The sequence below is a fragment of the Pseudomonas sp. C2B4 genome (assembly GCF_013359695.1).
In the GTDB taxonomy this organism is placed as follows: domain Bacteria; phylum Pseudomonadota; class Gammaproteobacteria; order Pseudomonadales; family Pseudomonadaceae; genus Aquipseudomonas.
Genome location: NZ_JABFMU010000049.1, coordinates 32,735 through 49,514, shown reverse-complemented (window position 1 = coordinate 49,514; position 16,780 = coordinate 32,735). Strand labels below are relative to the sequence as shown.

General features: G+C 60.6%; 14 protein-coding genes and 1 pseudogene. 6 read left to right on the top strand and 9 right to left on the bottom strand.

Annotation, left to right across the window (positions count from 1 at the left end; genetic code table 11):
- A pseudogene (locus HNQ83_RS24185) lies at window positions 1-1,388 on the bottom strand (type IV secretion protein Rhs); the annotation flags it as partial.
- A gap of 245 nt (window positions 1,389-1,633) precedes the next feature.
- Here HNQ83_RS24185 and HNQ83_RS24180 point away from each other — a divergent pair.
- Window positions 1,634-2,329, top strand: coding sequence for an HAD-IA family hydrolase (locus HNQ83_RS24180; RefSeq protein WP_175391269.1), 696 nt, complete (start codon window positions 1,634-1,636; stop codon window positions 2,327-2,329).
- A gap of 127 nt (window positions 2,330-2,456) precedes the next feature.
- Here the strand turns inward: HNQ83_RS24180 and HNQ83_RS24175 are convergent, their stop codons facing one another.
- Window positions 2,457-3,203 carry a 3-oxoacyl-ACP reductase family protein gene (locus HNQ83_RS24175; protein ID WP_175391268.1) on the bottom strand — a complete coding sequence of 249 codons (747 nt, stop codon included), beginning with the start codon at window positions 3,201-3,203 and terminating at the stop codon, window positions 2,457-2,459.
- Between the two features lie 125 nt (window positions 3,204-3,328).
- Between HNQ83_RS24175 and HNQ83_RS24170 the strand changes: the two genes are divergently transcribed.
- Window positions 3,329-4,252, top strand: coding sequence for a LysR family transcriptional regulator (locus HNQ83_RS24170; RefSeq protein ID WP_175391267.1), 924 nt, complete (start codon window positions 3,329-3,331; stop codon window positions 4,250-4,252).
- Between the two features lie 116 nt (window positions 4,253-4,368).
- Here the strand turns inward: HNQ83_RS24170 and HNQ83_RS24165 are convergent, their stop codons facing one another.
- The 3 genes from HNQ83_RS24165 to HNQ83_RS24155 all read right to left on the bottom strand — a co-directional run bounded on the left by HNQ83_RS24165 (window position 4,369) and on the right by HNQ83_RS24155 (window position 8,002).
- Window positions 4,369-5,097, bottom strand: a complete 729-nt coding sequence (locus tag HNQ83_RS24165) for an aspartate/glutamate racemase family protein (protein ID WP_175391266.1) — start codon at window positions 5,095-5,097, stop codon at window positions 4,369-4,371.
- Window positions 5,098-5,154: 57 nt separating this feature from the next.
- Window positions 5,155-6,693, bottom strand: a complete 1,539-nt coding sequence (locus HNQ83_RS24160; RefSeq protein ID WP_175391265.1) for an NCS1 family nucleobase:cation symporter-1 — start codon at window positions 6,691-6,693, stop codon at window positions 5,155-5,157.
- A 568-nt stretch (window positions 6,694-7,261) separates the two neighbouring features.
- Window positions 7,262-8,002: a phosphoadenylyl-sulfate reductase gene (locus HNQ83_RS24155; protein ID WP_175391264.1), complete on the bottom strand. Its 741-nt coding sequence runs from the start codon at window positions 8,000-8,002 to the stop codon at window positions 7,262-7,264.
- A 163-nt stretch (window positions 8,003-8,165) separates the two neighbouring features.
- Here HNQ83_RS24155 and thrH point away from each other — a divergent pair, with 163 nt between their 5' ends.
- Window positions 8,166-8,783, top strand: a complete 618-nt coding sequence (thrH, locus tag HNQ83_RS24150; protein ID WP_175391263.1) for a bifunctional phosphoserine phosphatase/homoserine phosphotransferase ThrH — start codon at window positions 8,166-8,168, stop codon at window positions 8,781-8,783.
- Between the two features lie 102 nt (window positions 8,784-8,885).
- On the opposite strand, the gene pabB is transcribed toward thrH, so the two are convergent.
- The 4 genes from pabB to HNQ83_RS24130 form a co-directional block, all read right to left on the bottom strand.
- Entirely contained in the window at window positions 8,886-10,229 is a 1,344-nt protein-coding gene (gene pabB / locus HNQ83_RS24145; RefSeq protein ID WP_175391262.1) for an aminodeoxychorismate synthase component I, read from the bottom strand.
- Window positions 10,230-10,443: 214 nt separating this feature from the next.
- Window positions 10,444-11,430: an alpha-L-glutamate ligase-like protein gene (locus tag HNQ83_RS24140; RefSeq protein WP_175391261.1), complete on the bottom strand. Its 987-nt coding sequence runs from the start codon at window positions 11,428-11,430 to the stop codon at window positions 10,444-10,446.
- Window positions 11,430-12,965 carry an inactive transglutaminase family protein gene (locus HNQ83_RS24135; protein ID WP_175391260.1) on the bottom strand — a complete coding sequence of 512 codons (1,536 nt, stop codon included), beginning with the start codon at window positions 12,963-12,965 and terminating at the stop codon, window positions 11,430-11,432. The genes HNQ83_RS24140 and HNQ83_RS24135 overlap by 1 nt, the downstream gene beginning before the upstream one ends.
- Before the next feature lie 5 nt (window positions 12,966-12,970).
- Window positions 12,971-13,507, bottom strand: coding sequence for an ATP-dependent zinc protease (locus tag HNQ83_RS24130; protein WP_175391259.1), 537 nt, complete (start codon window positions 13,505-13,507; stop codon window positions 12,971-12,973).
- Window positions 13,508-13,805: 298 nt separating this feature from the next.
- On the opposite strand from HNQ83_RS24130, the gene HNQ83_RS24125 reads away from it, so the two are divergent.
- The 3 genes from HNQ83_RS24125 (at window position 13,806) to prpC (ending at window position 16,690) form a co-directional block, all read left to right on the top strand.
- On the top strand, window positions 13,806-14,525 hold the full coding sequence (locus HNQ83_RS24125) for a GntR family transcriptional regulator (protein ID WP_372241929.1): 720 nt from the start codon (window positions 13,806-13,808) through the stop codon (window positions 14,523-14,525).
- Complete coding sequence (gene prpB, locus HNQ83_RS24120; RefSeq protein WP_077045475.1) at window positions 14,522-15,412, top strand: methylisocitrate lyase; 891 nt, start codon at window positions 14,522-14,524, stop codon at window positions 15,410-15,412. Before HNQ83_RS24125 ends, prpB begins: the two co-directional genes overlap by 4 nt.
- Before the next feature lie 150 nt (window positions 15,413-15,562).
- Window positions 15,563-16,690 carry a 2-methylcitrate synthase gene (prpC, locus tag HNQ83_RS24115; protein ID WP_175391258.1) on the top strand — a complete coding sequence of 376 codons (1,128 nt, stop codon included), beginning with the start codon at window positions 15,563-15,565 and terminating at the stop codon, window positions 16,688-16,690.
- Window positions 16,691-16,780 lie beyond the last annotated feature (90 nt).

Below are 16,780 nucleotides of genomic sequence, written 5' to 3'. Positions count from 1 at the left end.
GTGAGGGTCAGCAGCTCTTCGCCGCTGACCAGCGACACCGGGCAGCCGTGGGTGGCGGTGTGGGCGGCGGTATCGGCGCTGTCGCCGTTGGGGTTGGTGGCTTGCTTCGGGGCGTCGTCGTGGGGTTCCTGCCGACTCAGGCGTGTCTTGGCGTCAGTTTTGTTCCGGGCAATGGCGACGGGATTTTCCACCAAAACATCCGCCGAACCTGCCGCACTGATGCGAAGCGGCACGGCCGGCGCAGGTTTCAGGGGGGCGTTTCGGGCCTTGACCATCAGCGGCTTGAGGGCGCCGGCGTGAGCGGTCAGATCAGAGCGGCTTGTCAGTTGAGCCAATCGCAGGGCCGCCGCAGCCAGCCAGCGCCGGGCACGCTCGGACTTGATCTTGCCCAGCACCCTGGTGCTCAAGCCGAGCTTCAGGCCGGCAGGACCGGTCAAGCACACCAGCAGGAAACTGATCAGCAACTCCGTCCGAATTTCCGCCACGACTTCGGCGATGTACTGCGGTGGCAACATCTTCAGCCAACTGGTGAATGCAGCCAAATGAATGAACATCAACGGCTCGTCGCTCAATACCAGCAACAGATTGGCGATGGCCTCGGTCGACGCATTCAGCAGCGCCTCAAGTTCGGCTTCGGTCAGGTATTCAAGGAGCCTGGTGCTGTTGGCCTGCAGGTCCGAGAGCAGGGCATAGAGCTGTTTAACGTCGTCCCACAATCCGTTGAGCGATTGCTCGAAGCCGCGCCAATCCGCGCGTTGCAGCATGCCGTAGCGTTGCGTGAAATCCGCTGTGGAAAACCCGGCCCACTGCGCTTGGAGCTCGCTTGTCCACTCGTCGCGCAACCAACCTTCAAGCTCGCCGATGACGCCTTGATAGGAGGCGTAAAGTGCCTTGACGTGATCACGGGTGACGTTGGGAAAGAAGGTGATGCGGTGACGATTGCCCCGCCAGCAATCGCGGACTTCGAGGATGCCGCTGGGGCCGATGGTGTCGTAAATCGGTTCACCGAACGTTGGCCCGTCCGGGCCTTCTGAAATCAGGGGTTCGAGCATCACCGGCGTATTGCCGATCGGCACGAAGCGCGCGGCTTCGAACATATGCACCAGGGTCAGCGGGCCGCTGGCGGGGCACATGGCGACGGTGGAACTGACGGGGGTGGTGGAGGCTTTCGGCGAGGTCAGGCGAACGTCGTTGCCAACCTTGAACACCTGGTCGACATCCAGTGCGCCGCCGGTCCAGAAGCTTTCCGCCCAGGCTTCGTAGTCGTTGAGACAAAGGCGGAACTCGGTGAGCAGCGCTTCGACATCCGGGTGTTCCGGATTCATGGCGGCGACTACCAGCAAGCCGATGGTGTTGTTCAGGGCCAGCAGCTTGTCAGGATCGAACATGCGCAGTGTTTCGCTCGGATGAAGGAGCGCGAAACTCTGCGGGGGATCAACGGGGAAAGAAGTCGGGAAAGGAGGTGTTTCGTGTAGGGAGATTCGCTAAATCATCAGCACCGCATCGAGCGAACCCGGGTTTTGCCCGTTGCTCTATGCCAACCGCGCTCGCTATGCTGCTGAAACCTTTAATCAGTCACTGAGCCGGCCGCACCCGAGCCGCCTGGGATGTCATTGAAAACGGATCAGATGCGATGAATGCAGCGCTCAATGAATTTGGCCCGATCAAGGCCGTGATTTTCGATATGGACGGCTTGTTGCTGGACACCGAGGGCATTTACACCGAAGTCACGTCCATCATTGCCGGGCGCTATGGACGCACCTTCGATTGGAGCATCAAGCAGAACATCATCGGTCGGGGCGCCGGTGACCTGGCGCGTTACGTGGTCGAGGCGCTTGAGCTGCCGATCAGCGCCGAAGAGTTTCTGGTGATCCGCGAACCGCTGATGCGCGAGCGTTTTGCTACCGCACAGGCGATGCCTGGCGCGCAGGAACTGGTGCGGCATCTGAAGGCCAACAACATTCCCATCGCGGTGGGCACCAGTTCGTCGAGCCAGTCGTTTGGTCAGAAAACCACGTTACATCGGGACTGGTTCGCTCTGTTCGACACCATCGTCACCGCTGATGATCCGGAAGTCGGCGCGGCCAAACCGGCACCGGATATCTTCCTGACCGCTGCGCGGCGCCTGGGAGTTGCCCCGCAGGATTGCCTGGTGTTCGAGGATTCGCCGTTTGGCGTCACGGCGGCGAAAGCGGCGGGGATGACGGCGATTGCCATTCCGGATGCGGCGATGGCCGACGAAAAATACGCACATGCCGATGGCATTCTTCGTACGTTGAAAGCGTTCAGGCCGAGTGCCTGCGGTCTGCCAGCGCTCGATTGGACTTGATGCAAAACCAACTGTGGGAGCGAGCCTGCTCGCGAAGGTGGTGTGTCAGACAACATTGATGTCGACTGAACTACCGCTTTCGCGAGCAGGCTCGCTCCCACAGGGGAGTGTGGTTGGCTCGCCTTTATCAGGCGCCGAAGCCACCGTCGATGGTCAGGCTTGCACCGGTGATGTAGCCGGCCTCCGGGCTGACGAGGTAGGCGACGAAACTGGCGATCTCTTCTGCCTTGCCGTAGCGCCCCACGGCCATCAACGGAATCAGGCTGTCGGCGAAGTCACCCTCGGCCGGGTTCATGTCGGTATCGACCGGGCCGGGCTGCACGTTGTTGATGGTGATGCCTTTCGGGCCGAGGTCCCGTGCCAGACCCTTGGTCAGGCCGACCAGCGCCGACTTGCTCATGGCGTACGGGCCGCCACCGGCGAAGGGCATGCGATCGGCGTTGGTACTGCCGATGTTGATGATGCGACCACCCTCGGTCATGTGCCGGGCCGCGGCCTGAGTCGCGATGAAGACGCTGCGTACGTTGATGGCCAGGGTCTGGTCGAAATCTTCGAGTTTGAAATCTTCCAGCGGTGCAACGGCCAGCACGCCGGCGTTGTTGACCAGGATGTCCAGTCGACCGAATGTTTCCACTGTCGCGTTCACGGCATTGCGGATGGCTTCGGCGTCGGCGCTGTCTGCCTTGATGGCCAAGGCTTTGCCGCCGTCGGCGATGATGCTGTCTTGCAGTGCTTCGGCCTTGGCTGTGGAGCTGACGTAAGTAAAGGCGACCGTCGCGCCTTCAGCGGCCAGGCGTTTGACGATGGCAGCGCCAATGCCGCGGGAGCCGCCCTGGATCAAAGCCACTTTGCCGCTGAGGTTCTGAGTAGTCATATCGATCTCCAAAGTCCCGAGGCAGGATGTCCCGGTTGATGGAGCCTAGTATCGATATCGGATGACACACTGTGTAGACGGTGATTGCGATAGTCTGTGTAAACCAAAAGTTTATAGTGGCGGCCATGGAAACCTTCAGCAGTATCGAATGCTTTGTCCGCAGCGCCGAGGTCGGCAGCTTCGCCGAGGCCGCGCGGCGCCTGAGCCTGACGCCGGCAGCCGTGGGTAAAAGCGTTGCCAAACTGGAAGCGCGGTTGGGTGTGCGACTCTTCCAGCGCAGTACCCGCAGCCTGACGCTGACCGAGGCGGGTCAGTTGTTTCTGAGTGAGGTCAGCGGCAGTTTGCACACCATCCAGAATGCCGTTGCCAACCTCGCCAGCGCCGGGGGACGTCCGGCAGGGACGTTGAAAGTCAGCATGGGCACGGTGTTCGGACGCTTGTACATCGTGCCGTTGCTCGGGGAGTTTTTGCGGCGCTTTCCGGCGATCAATCCAGACTGGCATTTCGACAACCGTCAGGTTGACCTGATCGGCCAGGGCTTTGACGCCGCCATTGGTGGCGGGTTCGAACTGCCCCAGGGGGTGGTCGCTCGCAGACTGACGCCGGCCCATCGTGTGTTGGTGGCTTCTGCCGACTATCTTGCGGCGCGTGAGGCGATCATTGAGCCGGACGATCTCAAGCATCACGAGGGCATCCTGATTCGCTCACCCCAGACGGGCCGCGTGCGTTCCTGGCAGTTGACCAGTCGTAGCCAACAGCACAATCCCTTGACCCTGAAAGCGCGGATGACCATGAGTGATTCGGAAGCAGCCTGCGCTACGGCCACTCAAGGCCTGGGCATCGCGCTGGTGAGCATGCCATTCGCCGTGGGCTATCTGGAAGCGGGGACGTTGCAGCGGGTGCTGCCGGACTGGTATGTCGATGATGGCAACATTTCCATCTATTACGCCGAGCACAAACTGCTGCCGGGCAAGACCCGGGCGTTTGTCGATTTCATTATTGAGCAGTTTGCGGAGCGGGGGTTGGGGCAGAGGTTCAGTGCCATTTAAGTCTGGCTCTGGATCGTGCAATGGCTATTCGCGAGCAGGCTCGCTCCCACAGGGGATGTGTGAACGGCACAGATCCAGCGTGGGAGCGAGCCTGCTCGCGAATGGGGGGACTCGGTTTATCGGGCAAACCGCTCCGCCCAGCCAATGATGCGTTTCGGCCGCGGCGTCGCATAGGTCCGCACCTTCGAGGTCGACAACCCCAACCGCACCAGCGATTCGGCAATGGTCACCGCCGCCGTCACACCATCCACCACGGGTACGCCGGTGCGCTGGCGAATTTGCTCGTCCAGCCCGGCCATTCCGCCGCAGCCCAGGCAGATCACTTCGGCCTTGTCCTGAGTCACCGCCAGTTCGGCCTGATGCACGATGGCCTCCAGCGCGCGTTGTGGCTCGTGTTCCAGTTCCAGCACCGCCAGGCCGCTGGCGCGCACCGAGGCGCAGCGGTCCCAGAGGCCGGATAGTTTGAGACGATCTTCAATCAACGGCACGGTACGGTCGAGGGTGGTGACCACCGAATAGGCATGGCCGAGGAACATCGCGGTACTCGCTGCCGCGTCGGTGATGTCCACCACCGGCACGTTGAGCAGTTCTTGCAGGCCTTCGCGGCCGTGTTCGCCGTAACCGGCCTGGATCACCGCATCGAAGGGCTGGTCGTAGGACATTACCCGGTCCATGACGGCAATGGCGGCCAGATAGCTCTCGAAGTTGCCTTCGACGGAATCGGCACCGAAGTGGGGTGTCAGGCCGACGATTTCCGTACCGGGAGAAGCGACGGCCTGCGCCGAGCGGGCGATAGCCTGGGTGATGGATTCGGTGGTGTTGACGTTGACCACGAGAATGCGCATGAGAAGTCCTTATAGCGGGGCAGTTCTGCAGCCCGATGCTGCCGGGCCGCGATGGAGTCAATGGCTGACGTTATCGACGGCGATGGATTCACCGCTGATGTCGGCGTAGTGGGGTTGGCGTTTGGCGATAATCAGATAAAGCATCCCGGCAATCCCGGCACCGATCAGCCAGGAGAAGGGCGAGACCAGGTGGAAGCCCGGCACCAGTGCCAGGACGATGGCGATCAAGGCGGCGGGAATGAACGCCGCCACGGCGCGCAAATTGACCCCGCGGCTGTAGTAATAAGCGCCGTTCGGGTCCTCGCTGTACAACTGCGGCACGTTGATCTGGCCTTTTCGCACAAGCCAGTAGTCGACCATGATCACGCCGTACAACGGGCCGAGCAGCGCGCCGAGGCCCGACAGGAAGTACACGATCACCAACGGGCTGTTGTAGAGGTTCCACGGCAGGATCAGCACGGCGATGGTGGCGCTGATGAGGCCGGCGCGGCGGAAGGTCAGATATTTGGGCGCCAGGTTGCTCAGCACGAACGCCGGGGCGACGAAGTTGGCCATGATGTTGACCGCCACGGTGACGATCAGGAACGCCAGGCAACCGAGCACCAGGAAGAAGGTGTTGGGAATGGAGGCGATGATCTCGGTAGGGCTTTCAATAATGTGGCCATTGATCTGGAACTGCGCGCCGCACAACAGGACGGTGATCGCCGCAAACACCAGAATGTTCACCGGCAAGCCCCAGAAATTTCCGACCTTGATCGTCTTGCGGCAAGGCGAGGAGCGGGCGAAATCGCAGAAATTCAGGATCAGCGTGCCGTAGATCGCGAGCCACAGCGCGCCGCCGGCAAAGATGTTGCGCCACATCTCACCGCCGGTCAGCGGTGCGCGGGTCGACCAGGCGATGGTTGCGTTGGCCTGGAAGTACATCCAGGCGGCGAGGGCGGCAACGGTCAGCAGAATCACTGGCCCGGCGAACGCCTCGTAGCGCCGCACCATCTCCATGCCGTAAGCAAGAATCGCCAGCTGCACGAACCAGATCGCCACGAAGCACACCCAGCCCAAGGTCGACAGACCGAGGATCGAGTCGTGGTCGTATTCGGCGAAGCCGGGGTGGACCGCCGTCAACAACACGCGAAACACCACCGAGGCCAGGTACGTCTGAATCCCGAACCAGGCGATGGCGATCACGGCACGGATCAACGCGGGAATCTGCGCACCGTGGATACCGAAACTGATCCGGCTGATCACCGGAAACGGTACGCCGGTTTTCTGCCCCATGTAGCCGGACAGGTTCATGAAGAAGTACACCAGCGCCGCGCCGATGCCTAGCGACAGCAGAATCTGCCAACCACCCAGACCCAGGGCGTACAGGCCGATGGCGAACGAGTAGTTGGCGATGTTGTGAACGTCGTTGGTCCACAGGGCGAAAATGCTGTATTTGCCCCAACGCCGGCCTTCGACCTTGGTCGGCGCCAGGTCTTTATTGTGCAGGCGCGGGCTGAGCACCACGGGGCAATCAAAGGTTTGATCGCCGGTTTGAGTGGAAGGGGAGGAGGGCAGATCCAGCGCAATATTGTTGTTGGAGAGACTTGTACGCATTCCGGCAGGCTCCTGATGCTCGACGCCGCGATGACTGTGCATGAGCGTTGGGCTCGGCAATCTTCGTCGCGGGTGGCGAATATCATTGGTTACGGGGCATCTGCAGCCTGTACGGGATAGGGCGCTTCAGGCTTGCGGATCTAAAGTGTTTTTATGTTTTGAGGTGATTGTATACAAAACATGTATGCACTTAAGCCAGATCTGTGCCAGTCCGGAATCTATGGAATCCGTGACTGATTTCGTTTTGTTATCAGCGGGCACTAAACCGCTGAAAACCGGGCGATATAAGCTGACCGATCGAGCAGGTATTTATTTTTGTGGGCCGGTTTAAGAAGGGTGTTGCGGGGGAGTGTCAGGCAGGAAAATGTAACTTTTGGGGGCGTAGAAACAAAAAGTGCACACATAAATGGCACCGATGGTGACATTTGTGTGTACACATTTTTAAGGCTGGATGCTGACACCTGTGGGAGCGGGCTTGCCCGCGATGGTCGTCAACGATAACGCTGGGAGCCTGATACCCCGCGGCGTTCTCGGGCTCATCGCGAGCAGGCTCGCTCCTACAGTGGGTTTACGCTTTCGACTTGCTGATGATGTTGCCAGCGTGCAGCCCGCATTCCTTCTGCGTGGCCTCTTCCCACCACCAGCGACCTTCGCGCTCGTGCTGGTTTGGCAGCACCGGTCGGGTGCACGGCTCACAGCCGATGCTGATGAAACCGCGTTCATGCAGGCTGTTGTACGGCAGCTCCAGCATGCGGATGTAACCCCAGATCTCCTCACTGGTCATCTGCGCCAGCGGGTTGAATTTGTACAGGGTGCGCTCCGGGGTGGAGAAGGCGGTGTCGATTTCCATCACCGCGACGGCGCTTCGAGTGCCCGGGCTCTGGTCACGACGCTGGCCGGTGGCCCAGGCCTTCACGCCGGACAGCTTGCGACGCAGCGGCTCGATCTTGCGGATGCCGCAGCATTCGCCATGGCCGTCCCTGTAGAAACTGAACAGGCCTTTTTCCTTCACGAACGGTTCAAGTTTGGTGTAGTCCGGCGACACCAGTTCGATGTCGATCTTGTAGTGCTCGCGCACCTGATCGATGAAACGGTAGGTCTCGGGGTGCAGGCGACCGGTGTCGAGGCTGAACACCTTGACGTTCTTGTTCAGCTTCCAGGCCATGTCCACCAGCACCACGTCCTCGGCGCCGCTGAAGGATATCCACAGGTCATCGCCGAACTCGGCGAACGCGAGCTTAAGGATGTCCTGGGCAGATTTGTTGGCATAGGTCGTGGCGAGTTCCACGACGTCGAACGTTGGGCTCATCAGGGCGGCTTCCTACAGGTCGGTGGCGCTGGGCGCTCTATATGGGGCCGATGGTAACAAAAAGCTGCGCCGGCCGGGGCCTCCTCTGCGTTGCGTGGCGGGAAGGGAGTCGCTAGAGTTCGGGCTCGCTCGACTCAATAAACAATACAAATGGGAGTGTCTTGTGGAAATTGCCTGTCTGGATCTTGAAGGTGTGCTGGTCCCGGAAATCTGGATCGCGTTTGCCGAAAAAACCGGGATTGAATCCCTCAGGGCCACCACCCGGGACATTCCCGACTACGACGTGTTGATGAAGCAGCGCCTGCGGATTCTCGATGAACACGGCCTGAAGCTCGCCGATATCCAGGAAGTGATCGCCACGCTCAAGCCGCTGGACGGCGCCATCGAGTTCGTCAACTGGCTGCGCGAGCGCTTTCAGGTGGTGATCCTGTCGGACACCTTCTACGAGTTTTCCCAGCCGCTGATGCGTCAACTCGGCTTCCCGACCTTGCTCTGCCATCGCTTGATTACCGACGATACCGGGCGGGTGACGGGCTATCAGCTGCGTCAGAAAGATCCGAAGCGTCAGTCGGTTCTGGCGTTCAAGAGTCTGTACTACCGGGTGATTGCCGCAGGGGATTCCTACAACGACACCACGATGCTGGGCGAGGCGGATGCCGGGATCCTGTTCCATGCGCCGGATAACGTGATCCGCGAATTCCCGCAGTTTCCGGCGGTGCATACGTTTGAAGAGTTGAAACAGGAGTTCATCAAGGCTTCGAATCGTACCTTGAGCCTGTAACACCCCTTGCAGGAGCGAGCCTGCTCGCGATGGTCGTCAACGATAACACGGGATGCCTGACACCCCGCTGCGTTCTTGGGGTCATCGCGAGCAGGCTCGCTCCTACAGGTTTTGCAGGGTATCGAGCAGCACTTTTACCTTGGTGATCGACTCCTGGTACTCGGCCTGCCATTCGGAATCGGCCACAATCCCGCCGCCCCCCCAGCAACACACCTGCCCATCCTTGACCAGCAAGCTGCGAATGGCGATGGAGCTGTCCATCTCGCCGCGCACGTCCAGGTATAACAGTGAGCCGCAATACAAGCCGCGTCGGGTCGGCTCCAGTTCGTCGATGATCTGCATTGCGCGAATCTTCGGCGCGCCGGTGATCGAGCCGCCGGGGAAGCTGCCGGCGATCAGGTCCAGCGCATCCCGGTCATCCGCCAGTTCGCCGGTCACGCTGCTCACCAGATGATGCACGTTGGGGTAGCTTTCCAGGCTGAACAACTCCGGGACACTGACCGAACCGGTGCGGCAGGTGCGACCGAGGTCGTTGCGCAGCAGATCGACGATCATCAGGTTCTCTGCGCGATCCTTGGGGCTGGCCAGCAGTTCGGCGGCGTTAGCGGCATCTTCGGCCGGCGTCAGGCCGCGAGGGCGCGTGCCTTTGATCGGGCGGGTTTCCACGTGACGTTCGCTGACTTTGACGAAGCGTTCCGGTGACAGGCTCAGCACGGCACCGCCATCAGGCAGGCTCTGGAAACCGGAAAACGGCGTCGGGCAGGCCAGGCGCAGCGCGGAATAGGCTGCCCAGGGATCACCTTCACAAGGCGCGCGGAAGCGTTGGGCGAAGTTGACCTGGTAGCAGTCACCGGCCTGGATGTATTGCTGAATGCGCTCGATTGCCTGGTGATACTGATCCGCGCTCAGGTCGGCCTTCATCGGCGCTTGCAGCTTGAACGGCTCGGGCGTTTCAGGCACTGCCTGGCTGAACAGCTGGATCAGGCGCTGGCGCTCGCTGTCGACCAGCGTCGGATGGAACACCAATTGGCTGGTGGCCTGGTGGTGATCGCTGATCAGTGCCCAGTCGTACACGCCGAATCTTGCATCCGGCAGTTGCAGATCATCCAGGGCCTGGCTTGGCAGATTTTCCAGGTGGCGGCCGAAGTCGTAACTCAGGTAGCCGATCAAGCCGCCAACGAATGGCAGTTCGTAAGGTGCGGGCAGGGAGGCTTCACCCAGTCGCGTCAGGTTATCGCGCAGGCGTTGCAGGAAATCGCCACCGCTTTCGTCAGGCGCCACTGCCAGTTGTTCCAGCGGCCAGGCGCTGAGCAGATCAAACCGGCCACGCTCGGCGCTGGGGCGGCCACTGTCGAGCAGCACGGCACCGGGGGCATGACGAATGGCCGCGAAGTAGTCGGCAGGGTTGGCGCGATAGGGCAACGGGTGTACGGAACAGGTCAGCATGGGGGGATTGGGTCGGCCATCGAGGCGGGGTGGCGATTGTAGTCCCCTCGGGGAATTGCTCCTAGAGGGGATGTCGGGGATTGGCAGATTGGGGGCAGGGCTGGAGATCGTGGTGACGGTCAGTCAGCTTTCGCGAGCAGGCTCGCTCCCACAGGGGATCGCGCAGTTCCTGTGGGAGCGAGCCTGCTCGCGAAGGACGCAACTCGGTCCAGGATCAACCCTCGACCGGCGGAATATGCCCAAACATCTCCTGCACAAACGCCACGCGCTCCTCGACGCTTTCAGTCACGCCGCGGGCCTTCATCTCTTCCAGTCGTGCCTCCACCGCATGGGTGCGCAAGGTCAGACCGCAATCATTGGCAATCTGGATGTTCAAGCCCGGTCGCGCATTGAGCTCAAGAATCAGCGGGCCTTTTTCCTGGTCGAGCACCATGTCGACACCGATATACCCCAGGCCGCACAGCTCATAGCACCCGGCGGCGAGTTTCATGAAACCGTCCCAGTAGGGCAGTTGCACGCCGTCCACCGCGTTAGTGGTGTCCGGGTGCTTGGCGATGATGTTGTTCAGCCAGGTGCCACGCAGGGTCAGGCCGGTGGCGAGGTCGACGCCGACGCCGATGGCCCCTTGGTGCAGGTTGGCCTTGCCGCCGGACTGGCGGGTCGGCAGGCGCAGCATGGCCATGACCGGGTAGCCCATCAGCACGATGATGCGGATGTCGGGCACGCCTTCGTAGCTGATGCTCTTGAAGATCTGGTCCGGAATCACGCGGTATTCGATCAGCGCCCGGTCGCGGTGCCCGCCGAGGGAGTAGAGACCGGTCAGGATGCTGGAAATCTGATGCTCGATTTCCTCGTGGCTGATGATCTTGCCGGACACGGTGCGATAGCGACCTTCAAAGCGGTCGGCGATCACCAGGATGCCGTCGCCGCCGGCGCCCTGGGCCGGTTTGATCACGAAGTCGCTGCGCCCGCCGATGATTTCGTCGAGCTTGTCGATTTCCTTCTCGGTGGAGATGATCCCGTACAGCTCCGGCACGTGGATGCCGGCGGCGATGGCGCGTTCCTTGGTGATGATCTTGTCATCCACAATCGGGTACAGGCTGCGCTTGTTGTACTTGAGCACGTAGTCGGCATTACGCCGATTGATGCCCATGATGCCCCGGGCTTCCAGGGCCTTCCAGGTCTTCCAGAAGCCGAACATCAAGCGTCAGCCTTTTTCAGGAAGGCCTTGAAACGCACCAGTTCGGTCAGGCGGTAGCCGCGATAGCGACCCATCGCCAACATGAAGCCCACCATGATCAGCAGGATCGCCGGGAAGGTGAACACGAAGTACACCAGCTCCGGAATGGTCATGATCAGGTGCGCCAGGGTCGCGGCGAACAGCGTGCCGATCGCCACTTTCATGGCATGGCCGGCGCCACGCTCTTCCCAGGTGATCGACAGGCGTTCGATGGTCATGGTCAGAATCACCATCGGGAACAGCGCCACCGACAACCCGCGCTCCAGACCGAGTTTGTGGCTGAGCAGGCTGATGGCCGCGATCAAGACCACCACGAACGTCAGCACCACCGACAGCCTCGGCAGCATTTGCAGCTTCAGGTGTTCAAGGTAGGAGCGCAGCGACAGCCCCAGGGCCGTGATGATCGTAAACAGCACGATACCGAAGCCGAGCTGGGTTTCGCGGAAGGCCAGGGCGATCAGCACCGGGGTGAAGGTGCCGAGGGTCTGCAGGCCGATCAGGTTGCGCAGGATCAGGATCACCAGCACGCCGATGGGGATCATCACCATGATCATGAAGGTTTGCTGGGTTTGCAGCGGCAAACCGTACAGCGAGTACTCGAGGAAATTGGCGTCGGTGTTTTCGTCGGTCAGCTTGGCCAGGCGAATGGCGTTCATTTCGCTGTTGTTCATGCTGAAGGTGACAGTGGCTTTCTTGCCGCCATCGACGGTGATCAGGTTTTCGTCACCGGTCCACCACAGCAGGCGGTCGGTCGGCAGGCCTTGTTCACCGGTTTCCGGGTTGAAGTACAGCCAGTCGGTGCCGTTGAAGCTGCGCAGCCAGAGTTCAGGCGTCTGCGGTTGATCGGACACCAGGCGAATGGTGTGGACTTTTTCCACTGGCACATGGGCGATGGACAGCACCAGTTCGACGATCCTGGCTTTTTGCGCCGTAGACGGATCGCCTGCCAACAGCAGCTTCACGTTGTCGTCGTTGACATTGTTGACACGTTTGATCGCTTCGCCGACGAAGGTTTCGACGTCGGCCGAATGCTGGCGGATCGGCGCGAGCAGGGCTTCGGCGGCGATTTTTTCAGGACCTTCGATGGCGATGCTGTCGCGGAAGGTCGGGCCTTTGATCTTGGACTTCTCGGCGCTGTAGCGTTTGGTCAGCACCAGACGGTAGTAAAGGGTCTGGTTGCCCTTGGCCCGACGTGCCGACCAGGTGACCTTGCGGTTGCCGTCGACCCGGTTGACCGCCACACCGTAGTTATTGGAAATGAAGCTTTCGTTGAGACTGACGTAATCGCGGCTCAGCGGCGGCACGAACATCTGAATCTTGACCGGGTCCTTGGCACTGGCGACGAACTCGACCTTGGCGTCGATGTTCCACAAGTCGTCGGTGGCGTCCTCGGTCACGGGAATGCCCAGCACGAAGATCTGATAGGCCGTGACTGAAATGCCCAGCACCACCAGGATGGCGATCAGCATTTTCAGATGAAGGGTAAGAGAGCGCATTGGAATTACTCTGCGGTATGAGCGTCGGTGGCGCAGGCGGGTTTGCCGGCAGCGTATTTAAGACTGGGGTCGACCAGCGCATCGAAGCGTTTGAGCGCTTCGGAGCCAATCAAAAGCGGATATTGGAACGCGCTACGGTCGGTCAGGTTCACTTCGATGCTGCGTAAGGCCGAGCCCATGCAGATATCCAGTTCGATCACCGGGCGGGCAGTGTACTTCTTGCCTTCTTCCGGGTCGTAGTCGCCGGCCCGGCGCTTGATCTTGCTGACGCGGGCCAGCGGGCGTTCGATCGGGTGCGAATGGGCCGCGTCGATGGCCAGGTAGAAGCGCACCCAGGATTCGCCATTGCGTTTGAAGCGCTTGATGTCCCGGGCACTCAGCGAGGCGGTTTTTGCCCCGGTATCGAGTTTGGCTGCCACTTCCAGGTCGATGCCGCCCAACGACGCGTACTCATTGAGGCCATACACAGTCTTTTCCCCCGCCACGGCGACGCCTGGCAGGCAAAGAAAATAAAGGAATGCAGGGAAGGGCTTGAGTCTCATAAATCCTGGTGCGCAGCGGTCCGTGTTTCGATTCAAGACCCTGGCATTGCTGCGCAAGCTCCTCGTATGCCTATCAGAGTTTTATGACAGACAGTGCAGATGTGACAAACAAATGCGGGCGGCATTCTAGCACGGTGTTTTTATGGCGCCAGCGCTGCCGGGCGACTATAAACAGGCTTGCTGCGTCTTTATGGTGCAGGTGGTTATTAGACGATTGTCGACAATATCCAATTATCCTTTGACTGTGGCGCCGGTATTCGTTAGTTTTTGCGGCATTGGCTTTCAAGGTGTCGACAATATGCTGGACCAACTCGAACCCCCGGTTTCACTTTCAGACGATACTGAAACGCTTTCCGAGAACGTATTCCGGCGTATTCAGGCGGCCATCGTCAAAGGTGAGATTGCCCCGGGCAGCAAAATCTCCGAACCGGAGCTGGCGCGTACCTATGGCATCAGCCGCGGCCCGCTGCGCGAGGCCATCCACCGCCTGGAGGGTCAGCGCCTGCTGGTTCGCGTGCCGCACGTCGGCGCACGGGTTGTGTCGCTCAATCACGCCGAGCTGCTGGAACTCTACGAAATCCGCGAATCCCTCGAAGGCATGGCCTGTCGCCTGGCCGCCGAGCGCATGAGCGTTGAAGAAATCGACGAACTGCGCCGCGTCCTCGAAACCCACGAGCGCGATGAAGCGTTTCAGGCGGGTCGAGGCTATTACCAGCAGGAAGGCGATTTCGACTTCCACTACCGAATCATCCAGGGCAGCGGTAACCGCACCCTGACGCAAATGCTCTGCGGCGAGCTGTATCAATTGGTGCGCATGTACCGCATTCAGTTTTCCACCACGCCCAATCGCCCGCACCAGGCCTTTGCCGAACACCACCGAATTCTCGATGCCATCGCCGACCGTGACGGTGAACTGGCCGAGTTGTTGATGCGCCGTCACATCGGCGCGTCCAAACGCAACATCGCCCGTCATTACCAGGACGGCGCCAATCCGACAGCCAAACGAGGTGAGTCATGAGTTCCAACAAGAGCACTCCAGGCCAGCGTTTCCGCGATGCGGTCGCCAGCGAGCATCCATTGCAAGTGGTCGGCGCGATCAATGCCAACCACGCACTGCTGGCCAAGCGTGCCGGTTTCAAGGCCATTTACCTGTCCGGTGGCGGCGTCGCGGCCGGCTCACTTGGTGTGCCGGACCTGGGTATCACGGGGCTGGATGACGTACTGACCGACGTGCGTCGCATCACCGACGTTTGCGACCTGCCGCTGCTGGTGGACGTGGACACCGGTTTCGGTTCCTCGGCGTTCAACGTCGCCCGTACCGTCAAGTCGATGATCAAGTTCGGCGCGGCGGCGATTCACATCGAAGACCAGGTTGGCGCCAAGCGCTGCGGCCACCGTCCTAATAAGGAAATCGTTTCGCAGCAGGAGATGGTCGACCGCATCAAGGCCGCCGTCGATGCCCGTACCGATGACAGCTTCGTGATCATGGCCCGTACCGACGCCCTGGCGGTGGAAGGTCTGGAGTCCGCACTGGATCGCGCTGCGGCCTGCATCGAAGCCGGCGCCGACATGGTGTTCCCGGAAGCCATCACCGAACTGGAAATGTACAAGCTGTTCGCCAGCCGCGTGAAAGCGCCGATCCTGGCCAACATCACCGAATTCGGCGCGACACCGCTGTACACCACCGAACAACTGGCTGGCGCGGATGTGTCGCTGGTGCTGTACCCGCTGTCGGCGTTCCGCGCCATGAACAAGGCTGCGGAAAACGTCTACACCGCGATCCGCCGCGACGGCACGCAACAGAATGTCATCGATACCATGCAGACCCGCATGGAGCTTTACGATCGTATCGACTACCACACCTTCGAGCAGAAGCTCGATGCGTTGTTTGCCGCGAAGAAGTAATGAACACCCTGTACCTGTAGGAGCTCGCTCGCGATGGACGTCAACGATAACGCTGTGTCCCTGATGCACAGCGGTGTGCCATCCAGCATCGCGAGCAAGCTCGCTCCTACAGGCAAGTTTCCCTAACAAATTCAAAAATTGGAGACAGCAATGGCCGAAGCAAAAGTACTCAGTGGCGCCGGGCTCCGTGGCCAGGTTGCCGGGCAAACCGCACTGTCCACCGTGGGCCAGTCGGGCGCAGGGCTCACCTATCGCGGCTACGACGTTCGCGAACTGGCGGCTGACGCACAATTCGAAGAAGTCGCCTACCTACTGCTTTACGGCGAACTGCCGAGCAAAACACAGCTGGCCGCCTACATCAGTAAGCTGAGCAAGCTGCGCGACCTGCCGCAAGCGCTGAAAGAAGTGCTGGAACGCATCCCCGCCGACGCCCATCCGATGGACGTGATGCGCACCGGTTGCTCGTTCCTGGGCAATCTGGAACCGGAGCACAACTTCTCCGAGCAACACGACAAGACCGACCGCCTGCTGGCCGCCTTCCCGGCGATCATGACCTACTGGTATCGCTTCAGCCACGAAGGCAAGCGCATCGAATGCGTGAGCGACGAGCAGTCCATCGGCGGCCACTTCCTGCACCTGCTGCACGGCAAGAAACCGAGCGAGTTGCACGTCAAGGTGATGAACGTTTCGCTGATCCTCTACGCGGAGCACGAATTCAACGCCTCGACCTTCACCGCCCGCGTATGCGCCTCGACCCTGTCCGACCTGTTCTCCTGCGTCACCGCAGCCATCGGTTCGCTGCGCGGTCCACTGCACGGCGGCGCCAACGAAGCAGCGATGGAAATGATCGAGCGCTTCTCGTCGCCGGAAGAGGCGATCCAGGGCACCCTCGGCATGCTCGAGCGCAAGGACAAGATCATGGGCTTCGGCCACGCGATCTATAAGGACAACGATCCGCGCAACGAGGTGATCAAGGGCTGGTCGAAAAAACTCGCTGAAGAAGTGGGCGACAAGGTGCTGTTCCCGGTCTCCGAAGCCATCGACAAGACCATGTGGGAACAGAAGAAACTGTTCCCGAACGCCGACTTCTACCATGCCTCGGCGTACCACTTCATGGGCATCCCGACCAAGTTGTTCACACCGATTTTCGTCTGCTCGCGCCTGACCGGCTGGGCCGCTCACGTGTACGAACAACGCGCCAACAACCGAATCATCCGCCCGAGCGCCGAGTACGTCGGCGTCGAACAGCGCAAGTTCGTGCCAATCGAACAACGCTGAATGGTGGGGGCTAGTGCGCTGGTTACTGAGTGAACCGGTGACCAATGTGGGAGCGGGCTTGCTCGCGAAGACGGACTGACATTCAACATT